We start from the raw sequence: 9,048 nt of genomic DNA, 5'->3' as shown, positions 1-9,048 counted from the left end.
CCATGGGGGGGGGCGGCGGGCGGGATTCCACGGGGGGGCGGGGGGGGCCGCGGGCGCGGCGGCCCAAGGGGGGCGGCGTCTACGACGTGGGTCTTGCGTGCGCGGTGCTCAACGCCGCCGACATCGTCCCCCTCGATCTCCTCGAGAAGACGATCCTGCTGGGTGAACTCGCACTGGACGGCAGGCTGCGGCCGATCCGGGGAGTGCTGCCGGCGGTCGTGACCGCGATGAATCACGGGTGGCGGAGGGTTGTGGTGCCCACCGCGACGATGATCGAAGCCGCGCTGGTGGAGGGGATCGAGATCTACGGCGCCGATACCCTCGCGGACCTCGTGCGCTGGTTGCAGGGTGACGGTGCTCTCGAGCGTCCCGGCGAGCGTCGCGCCCCTCCGCGTGCGGTCCGCGGGGACCTGAGCGAAGTCGTCGGGCAGTACGAGGCGCGCCGCGCCCTCGAAGTGGCCGCTGCGGGGGCGCATCACCTCATGCTCACCGGTCCGCCGGGGATCGGCAAAACGATGCTCGCACAGCGTCTCCCGGGAATTCTTCCCGTGCTCACCGAGAAGCACGCCCTCGAAGTGACCGCGATTCACTCGGTGGCCGGTACGCTCACCGCCGACCGTCCTCTGGTGACGGAACCCCCCTTCATCGCACCGCACCACACCGCCTCGGTGAGCTCGCTGATCGGTGGTGGGACCGGGATGGCGAAGCCGGGTGCGGTAAGCCGAGCACACCGCGGAATCCTCTTCCTCGACGAAGTTGCCGAGATGGGCACGAAAACACTCGAAGCGCTGCGGACACCCCTCGAGGATGGTGAAGTCCGGATTGCGCGGCGTGACGGCGTGGCACGGTACCCGGCGCGGTTCCAGCTGATCCTGGCGGCGAACCCGTGCCCGTGCGCACCGGCACGCGACGCCGACTGCGTCTGTGCTCCCACGGCGCGCCGCCGGTATCTCGGGAGGCTTTCGGGTCCGTTGCTCGACCGGGTGGACCTACGCATCCGGATGGAGTCCGTCGCGACCAGCGCCCTGATGGACGAGACCGGCGAGAGTACCGACGAGGTGCGCGCCCGGGTCGCGAACGCACGCGGCGCCGCGCGGGAGCGTTGGGCCGAGTACGGGTGGTCCACCAATGCCGAGGTACCCGGACCCGCTCTACGGCAGAAGTTCCGGCTCGCCCCCGCGGCGGTGCGGCCCGTCGAACGGGCGCTGCGGAAGGGTGCGATCACCGCGAGAGGCGCCGACCGGGCGCTGCGCGTCGCGTGGTCGCTGGCCGATCTCGCGGGCGCGGCCTCGCCGTCGGAGGTGCATGTCGCGACAGCACTGCAGTTCCGCGACAGGGGACTGGTGTGAGCGCGGCCGACGAGAGACGCCTCGCCTGGGCGTATCTGTCCACGGTGGCGCAGGGCGCGTCCCGGTCGTTGTCCGCGGCGATCGGGGAACACGGCGTGGTCGAGGTGGCCGAGGCGGTTCGTCAGGGCGGCGCCGGCGGACGGTTGTCGTCCCGGCTTGCCGCGCGGGCGCACCTCGACACGGCGGCGGAGGATCTCGGCAGGCTCGCACGATCGAGAGGGCGCCTGGTCACGCCGGACGACGAGGAGTGGCCGGCCTGGCACCTGCTCGGATTCGAGTCGCTGACCACCACCGCCGATGCCGACGCGCCGCCTCTCGCGCTGTGGGTGTGGGGGGAGCGAAGAATCGACGAACTGACCGACCGGTCCGTGGGAATCGTGGGCACCCGCGCGGCGAGTGGATACGGCGAACACGTGACCGCGCAGGTCGCCGGGGATCTTGCTGTCGACGGGTGGACAGTGGTGTCCGGTGCGGCGTTCGGGGTCGATGCTGCCGCGCACCGAGCGGCGCTGGGGGTCGGGGGAACGACGCTCGCCGTTCTCGCGTGTGGAGTCGACCGCGCCTATCCCGCAGCGCACTCCGCGTTGCTCCGCTCGGTGTCGGAGGCGGGTCTCGTCGTCAGCGAATACCCGCCGGGGACCGCGCCTGCCCGGTACCGGTTCCTGGCGCGCAATCGGCTGATCGCGGCGCTCTCTGCGGGCACGGTCGTGGTCGAAGCAGGATGGCGCAGCGGCGCCCGTAACACCGCGACGTGGGCTCGGCGGCTCGGCAAGCCCGTGATGGCGGTGCCGGGTCCGGTGACCTCCGCATCGTCGCAGGGTTGCCACCGGATGATCCGGGAAGGTGAAGCGCGTCTGGTGGGCAGTGCGCACGAGGTCGTGGAGGAATGCGGTCCGGTGCTCGGGCGTGACGACGGACGTGACGCGTTGTTCCGCCGCGATCTCGATGGCTTGTCGAGGGAGAGTTCTCTTGTGTACGAGGCTTTTCCGGCCACGGGCAGTTGCACTCCGTCCGTCCTGGCGGAGTCGGCGGGTGTGCCGGTCGAGCAGGTGCGTGCGGCGTTGACATTGCTCGAGCTGGACGGGCTCGTGGTCCTGGTGGACGGTGGCTGGCGGCGTGCGTGAACCTCACCAGGGCCGGATGTCAGTCTCCACGTGGGGGGTGGTGCAGTTGCGCGAGCATGCGTTCTCTCAGGCTGTCGTAGATCGGCGAGGATCCCATCAACTGCGCTACGGCGAATGCCCCGGCGACGGCTGCGAGCATCGGGACGGTGATGCTGGTCGTCGCGGTCATCTCCATGACGAGGACCGCGCCGGTGACGGGTGCGCGCACCGTCGCACTGAACATCGAGGCCATTCCCACGATTGCCATCGGCACCGCAACAGAGGAATCGATTCCGGGAACTATTGCGTGGCAGATCCCCGCGTAGAGCACGCCCCACAGCGCACCGAGCGCGAGTAGCGGAGCGAACAGACCTCCCGGAGTGCCCGCGGCATACGAGAGGGGCCCCGTGGCGAACCGCAATGCGACGTACAACGCGACGAGCGGGATCGCGAGCGCGCCGCCCGACAGCACGTGCTGCACCAGGGAGTCGCCGCCGCCGGTAGCAGGAGGTGAGGCTGCGGAGAGCAAGCCGATGGCACCTCCGATTGCAGTGGCCTTCACCACCGAGGGGACCGAGCGGAGAGCGTCCACAACGGACAGTGAACCCATCACCGCACGGTTGTAGGCAGCGCCGAGAACTCCGGTGAGGAGACCGAACACGACGAACACCGGGAGCAGGGTGATCGAGGGGGGATCGACCGGGCCGACCGAGAAGTCAGGCGAATCTCCGACGACAAGACGGGAGCACGCGACCCCGACGGCGACAGACACCAGAACCGGCACCACAGTCCGGAGCCGGAACGAGTGCATGACTTCCTCGAAGACGAACAGCGCGCCACCGATGGGCGCATTGAACGCGACCGCCAGTCCCGCGCCGGATACCGACGTCTGCAGGAGTCGCTGGTGATCGGCGTTCATGCCCGCGCGGCGAGCTGTCTCGGCCCCTGCGACTGCGCCCATGTGCACGATGGGGCCTTCACGTCCGAGCACGAGACCCGACCCGATGCTGAGGACGCCGCCCACCAACGTCGCAGGCAATATCCGGAATTGCGGTGGGTCGACCTCGCCGCGGGAGACGGCCTCGACATGCTGAATACCGCTACCGGATGCGAACGGCACCCAGCGCACTATCAACGCCGCGATCGCGGCACAGACGGCCGTGACCCCCATCGGGATCAACCATCCCGGTCCGGGCAACTCGTGCGCCCAGCCCAGAAGATCGATCCGTGCTGCGTCAGCCCTCAGCAGACACCATCGGAACGCTCCTCCGACGAAGCCGATCAGCGCGCCGGCAACAGCAGCGACCAGGCAGACGATTGCGAGTTCGCGCGCGACTACGGGAGCTTCGTCCGATTTGTCGCGTGAATCCGCCATGCGCTCTCCAGTACCGGGGGATGTCGGCTACGGGCGCAGGCCGCGCCGCGCCGGCGCGGCCGTGAAGGGATCGAACGCAGGCGATCGAGAACAATCCACACTCGGAAGTATGGCCACCGGAGTCTGTCCTGCGTGGTCGTTCGGACGTTTCGGCCGGTCCGGGAATCGGAGTATCGCGGAATCGTCCCGGCGGGTCGGCGTCGCCGGGGTGTCGTGTCAGTTCTCGGTGGTCTCCGAGTCGGTGCCTTCGGCGGCGGCGGTGTCGTCCACGTACCAGGCGCGATCCTCCCGGTCCCACTTCACGCCACCGCGGTGGGCCTTGCGGAACTCCCGGAGAACGGCCCGGTCGATCGACACGTGACCGTTGTCGTTGACGTAGGTCCACTCGGGTCCGAACTTGGCCTCGATCGCGTCGACCATGTCGGTCTGGGTGACCTTGTGTTCTGTGGTGATGATGTCGGTCATCCAGGTGGCGATCTCGGTCGCGGTGGTGCTCATGGGTATCGAGCCTAGAGCGTCCCGAGGGGTGACGTCCCCGCTGGACCCCGCCTCGGAGTACGGTTGCGCCGATATAGGTAACCCTTACCAGGAGGCGCAGTGGCCCGGAAATCTCCGTCATCGACGACCCTGACCGTGCTGCGCACGGAGACGATCGCCGAACACTTCGTGCGGGTCGTCCTCGGCGGGGACGGCTTCGGCGACTTCGCCGCGCGAGCCGACACCGACAGCTACGTCAAGATCGAACTTCCCGCGGGGGAGGACACAGCGGTCCGCACCTACACGGTGCGACGGGTCGACGAGGCTGCTCGCGAGATCTGGATCGACTTCGTCGTGCACGGTGACCAGGGTGTCGCCGGACCGTGGGCGCGCAGCGTGCAACCCGGCACCGACGTCGTAGTGCGCGGACCGGGCGGTGGATACCGGCCCGATCCGGCCGCGGATTTCCACCTGCTCGCGGGCGACGAGACGGCACTCCCGGCGATCGCTGCTGCACTCGAGTCGCTGCCCGGCGATGCTCGGGGCGCGGTATTCGTCGAGGTGGCGGGCGTATCCGACGAATTGCCCTTGTCCGTTCCGGCGGGTGTCGAGGTGCACTGGGTGCATCGTGGGGTGGCTGCCGGCGACGCACCGCAGGACCTGATCGACGGTAGCGCTCCGCTCGTCGCCGCGGTGAAGTCGCTCCCGTGGCCGGCCGGGGACGTCCACGTCTTCGTGCACGGTGAGGCGGAGACGGTGATGAAGCATCTTCGTCCGTACCTGCGAAAGGACCGGGGCGTGAGTCCTGCCCGCGCCTCTATCTCCGGGTACTGGCGTCGTGGTCGTACCGAAGAAGGCTTCCGGACCTGGAAGCAGGAATTGGCGACCATCGAAGCGTCGTAACGGCATTCACAACGAGTGCGGCCCGGGTCCCCGGGGAGGGGCGCCGGGCCGCACTCGTCGTGCCGACGGGGCGCGTTGCGTCAGTGCGCAGGCTCGCTGGCGGCCTCGACGCGGGATTCCCTGGTGAGCACGGTGAACGCGGTCAGCGCGAGGGTCCCGCACACGAGGATCGAGATCGCCATCGGTACCGCGGTGCCCTCGCCGCCGAGTCCGACGAGGGGCGACACGAGTGCCGCGAGCCCGAACTGGGACGCGCCGATCACCGCCGAACCGGTGCCGGCCGCCTTGGGGACCTGCGACTGGGCGAGCGCGGTGGCGTTACCGAGGATGAAGCTGAGGCTGCTGACGCACACGAACATCAGCGGGAGGATCAGCCAAGGTGTGTACCCGACGACCAGGATCGACAGCAGCAGGAGTGCTCCACCGCAGAAAAGGGTGGTGACGCCGGCGCGCAGCAGCGACCGCGTCGGGAAACGTCCGATCAGCCGGCTGTTGACGATGTTACCGCCGACGAGACCGACGGAATTCACGGCGAAGACGAGAGAGAACTGTCCCGGGCTGAGTCCGAGGATCTCCTGCGTCACGAACGGCGACGCCGAGATGTAGGAGAACATCGCCCCGAAGCTGAGAGCGAAGGTCGCGGCGTAGCCGACGAACCGCCGCTGCGACAGCACGTACCCGAAGTTGCCTGCCATGGCAGAGAAGCCGCCGCCGTGCCGCTTCTCCGGCGGCAGGGTTTCCGGGACGAAGAGCAGCACCGCGACGGTCATCGCGACGGCCAGCGCCGTGAGAACCCAGAAGATGCCACGCCACCCGATGGGACCGAGAAGCGCGCCGCCGAGCAGGGGCGCGGCTACCGGCGCGATACCGCCGATGATCATCATGATGCTGAAAAGCTTGGCGGCCTGATCGCCCCGCGCGCGGTCGGCGATGACCGCACGCGCCAGGACGATTCCGATTCCGCCGCTGAATCCTTGGACAAGACGCGCGGCGATCAGCACCTCCACCGTCGGCGCCAGCGCGCAGAGGGCGCTGCTCGCCACCAGGACGAGCGTGCCGATGATGAGCAGTCGGCGTCGCCCCCAGCCGTCGGAGAGCGGCCCGATCATCAGCTGTCCCAGGCCGAGACCTGCCATGAACGTCGTCAGGGTGAGCTGGACACCGACCGTCGTCGTGCCGAGGCTTTCGGACATGACGGGGAGCCCGGGAAGGTACATATCGGTGGAAAGTGGTGCGATCGCCGACAGCAGCGCGAGCGCGCAGAGCATCGACAACGGGATTGTTTTACTCACTAACGAACTGTAACGGCGTGGCTCGTTGCGTCGTGCGGTGACTCCGCGCACGGTAGACCCATGCGAACCGACGGTCCGAGAGAACTGCCGCCCCCGCTCGCCGTGCACCTCGACGATTTCGCCGACCACCTCGCCCTCGAGAACAACCGCTCCGCCCACACCGTGCGCGCCTACTCCACCGATGTCCGGTCCCTGCTCGCCCACCTGGCTGCAACGAACCCGGACGCTCGCATCGCGGACCTCGACCTCGCGACGCTGCGATCGTGGCTCGCAGGGCAGGTCGAGGCCGGCGCGGCACGGACCACGATCGCGAGACGCACGTCGACGGCGCGGGCGTTCACGGCCTGGCTGGTTCGGACCGGGCGGCTCGACCAGGATCCGGCAGTGCGACTCGCGTCGGCGCGGGCACATCGGACACTGCCCACCGTGCTGCACGACGAGCAGGCCATCGAGGTCATGGAGGCTGCGAAATCGGGTGCGCAGGAACTCGACCCGTCGGCACTCCGCGACCGGGTCATCCTCGAGGTCCTGTACGCGACGGGCATCCGTGTCGGCGAACTGTGCGGGATGGACCTCGGCGACGTCGACAGCGAGCGGCGCGTGCTGCGTGTGCTCGGCAAGGGTGACAAGGAGCGGGTGGTGCCCTACGGCGTTCCGGCGGCCGACGCGCTCGATGCCTGGCTGCATCACGGCCGTCCGCATCTGGTGCGGCCGTCGTCCGGCGATGCGCTGCTGCTCGGCAAGCGCGGCGGACGCATCGACCAGCGCCAGGTCCGCACGGTCGTGCACGACGCGGTGTCGGCGATACCCGGAGCCCCCGATCTCGCGCCGCACGGACTCCGGCACAGTGCCGCGACCCATCTCCTCGAGGGCGGCGCGGATCTGAGAGTGGTCCAGGAAGTGCTCGGGCATTCGAGCCTCGCAACCACCCAGCTCTATACGCACGTGTCCGTCGCGCGGCTGCGTGCCGTGCACGAGCAAGCACATCCACGGGCCTGACGACCGGAACGTCGGCCCTCGTCGCCCGCGCGAACTGTCCTCCGCGCAGGGGTTCGCCCGGTGCGGACGTGCGCAGTCCCGCCCGGATTGATAGCGTGCGCGCCGCACCATCGAATTCGGGGGGATCAGATGAGACGCGACGAACCGGGCCATGCTCTGCCCGCGTGGCTGCGGGACCAGCCGCCTGCCGCAAGTGAGCCACCACCGGCACGGAAGTCTTTCCGCCGGGTGGTCCGGCCCGAGGGGGCAGGCTCCGAACCGAAGAGTGAGACGCCCGAGACAGCTGCCACCGCTGTGCAGGCGGCCGAGCGCCCCGTCGCGTCGGTCCCGTTCGGAACGCCACTCCTGCCCCCGGCCGGTGCGGCGGACGACGCGGGAGAGACACCGAGCCCGGAGCCCGGAGCGCCGCGATCCGAAGACATGCCGCGCTCCGAAGAGACCGAGCCGTCCGTCACGGCTTCCGAACCATCCCCGGTGAACGCCTCCGGGGAGGACTGTCCCGATCCGGTGGTCGAGGCCGAGGAACCCTGGGCGCCGCACCAGGCCGGTGAACACGATCCGTCGGCGTTGCTCCCGCACGCGTTCGAGCACCAGCCGTCCACTGTCGATCTCGCGTCGGACGTGCTGGTCCGACGATCCCGTCGTTCTTCGCCGGCCGGGTGGCGCCGTGGTGTGCAACGGTTCGCGAAGGGACTCCTCGAGCCCGGCGACTCCACGGGGAGCGCTCGCCACGAACATCTCGTGGAACGAATCCGGCAGCCGATCTCGGGGGATTACCGCATCGCGGTGCTGTCCCTCAAAGGTGGGGTGGGCAAGACGACCACGACGATCGGGCTCGGTTCCACGTTCGCCTCGTTACGTGGCGACTGTGTGGTGGCGGTCGACGCGAATCCTGATTTCGGCACGCTCGCGCAGCGCATCCCGCAGCAGACCGACGCCACGGTCCGGGACCTGCTCGCGGCAGCGCCCACGATCCGGCGCTATTCCGATGTCCGGGCGCACACCTCCCAGGCGCCGAGCCGGCTCGAGGTGCTGGCGAGCGAACGTGACCCGGCGGTGTCGGAGGCGTTCAGCGAGGACGACTACCGCGCTGTCGTCGACATCCTCCAGGTCTTCTACAACATCATCCTCACCGATTGCGGTACCGGGATCATGCACTCCGCGATGCGGGGAGTACTCGATCTGGCGAATGCCCTCGTGCTGGTGGGGTCGCCCGCGCTCGACGGCGCGCGGAGCGCTGCCGCGACCCTCGACTGGTTGCAGGCCCACGGGTACGACGATCTGGTCGACCGCACGGTCGTGGTGATCAGCGCGCCGCGTCCGGGCACGTCGACGATCGACATGGATGCGCTGACCGCGCACTTCCTCGCGCGGTGCCGCGCACTGCATGTCGTCCCGTTCGACGAGCATCTGGCGGAGGGAGCCGAGATCGACCTCGAGCGGTTGCGGCCTGCGACCCGGCGTGCCTTCGTCGAGCTTGCCGCGATCGTGGCGGACGACTTTCCGCCGTTGTCCCGGCCGCCAGCCCGCCCCCGCGGGCCCACCGGGGG

At 69.3% G+C, this 9,048-nt stretch carries 8 protein-coding genes; 5 read left to right on the top strand and 3 right to left on the bottom strand.

Annotated elements, in window-relative coordinates; genetic code table 11:
* The coding region (locus TVH25_RS19535; RefSeq protein WP_422425261.1) for a YifB family Mg chelatase-like AAA ATPase at nt 1–1,349 on the top strand (1,349 nt) is incomplete at its 5' end.
* A complete protein-coding gene (gene dprA, locus TVH25_RS19530) occupies nt 1,346–2,473 on the top strand; it encodes a DNA-processing protein DprA (RefSeq protein WP_422425260.1) in 1,128 nt (375 codons plus the stop codon). The genes TVH25_RS19535 and dprA, both read left to right, overlap by 4 nt.
* Before the next feature lie 19 nt (nt 2,474–2,492).
* Here dprA and TVH25_RS19525 read toward each other — a convergent pair whose 3' ends face one another.
* Together TVH25_RS19525 and TVH25_RS19520 are read right to left on the bottom strand one after the other, a co-directional pair.
* Nucleotides 2,493–3,827 carry a ClC family H(+)/Cl(-) exchange transporter gene (locus TVH25_RS19525; RefSeq protein ID WP_422425259.1) on the bottom strand — a complete coding sequence of 445 codons (1,335 nt, stop codon included), beginning with the start codon at nt 3,825–3,827 and terminating at the stop codon, nt 2,493–2,495.
* 216 nt (nt 3,828–4,043) lie between these two features.
* Nucleotides 4,044–4,325 carry a DUF6953 family protein gene (locus TVH25_RS19520; protein WP_296550834.1) on the bottom strand — a complete coding sequence of 94 codons (282 nt, stop codon included), beginning with the start codon at nt 4,323–4,325 and terminating at the stop codon, nt 4,044–4,046.
* Between the two features lie 99 nt (nt 4,326–4,424).
* Here TVH25_RS19520 and TVH25_RS19515 point away from each other — a divergent pair, with 99 nt between their 5' ends.
* On the top strand, nt 4,425–5,207 hold the full coding sequence (locus TVH25_RS19515) for a siderophore-interacting protein (protein WP_422425258.1): 783 nt from the start codon (nt 4,425–4,427) through the stop codon (nt 5,205–5,207).
* A gap of 80 nt (nt 5,208–5,287) precedes the next feature.
* On the opposite strand, the gene TVH25_RS19510 is transcribed toward TVH25_RS19515, so the two are convergent.
* Nucleotides 5,288–6,475, bottom strand: coding sequence for a multidrug effflux MFS transporter (locus TVH25_RS19510; protein ID WP_422425263.1), 1,188 nt, complete (start codon nt 6,473–6,475; stop codon nt 5,288–5,290).
* Nucleotides 6,476–6,583: 108 nt separating this feature from the next.
* Here TVH25_RS19510 and TVH25_RS19505 point away from each other — a divergent pair, with 108 nt between their 5' ends.
* Nucleotides 6,584–7,498: a tyrosine recombinase XerC gene (locus TVH25_RS19505; protein WP_422425262.1), complete on the top strand. Its 915-nt coding sequence runs from the start codon at nt 6,584–6,586 to the stop codon at nt 7,496–7,498.
* Between the two features lie 420 nt (nt 7,499–7,918).
* Nucleotides 7,919–9,048: MinD/ParA family ATP-binding protein (locus tag TVH25_RS19500; protein WP_422425257.1), on the top strand; the 1,130-nt coding region annotated here is incomplete at its 3' end.

The organism is Rhodococcus sp. 7Tela_A2 (genome assembly GCF_049311045.1).
Classification (GTDB): Bacteria; Actinomycetota; Actinomycetes; order Mycobacteriales; family Mycobacteriaceae; genus Rhodococcus.
This window is presented reverse-complemented; position numbering and strand designations above follow the sequence as displayed.

Bases quoted from the DNA above. Each gene is read 5' to 3' on its own strand.
- TVH25_RS19525 (WP_422425259.1), bottom strand. From the start codon at position 3,827: ATGGCGGATTCACGCGACAAATCGGACGAAGCTCCCGTAGTCGCGCGC.
- TVH25_RS19520 (WP_296550834.1), bottom strand. From the start codon at position 4,325: ATGAGCACCACCGCGACCGAGATCGCCACCTGGATGACCGACATCATC.
- TVH25_RS19510 (WP_422425263.1), bottom strand. From the start codon at position 6,475: ATGCTCTGCGCGCTCGCGCTGCTGTCGGCGATCGCACCACTTTCCACC.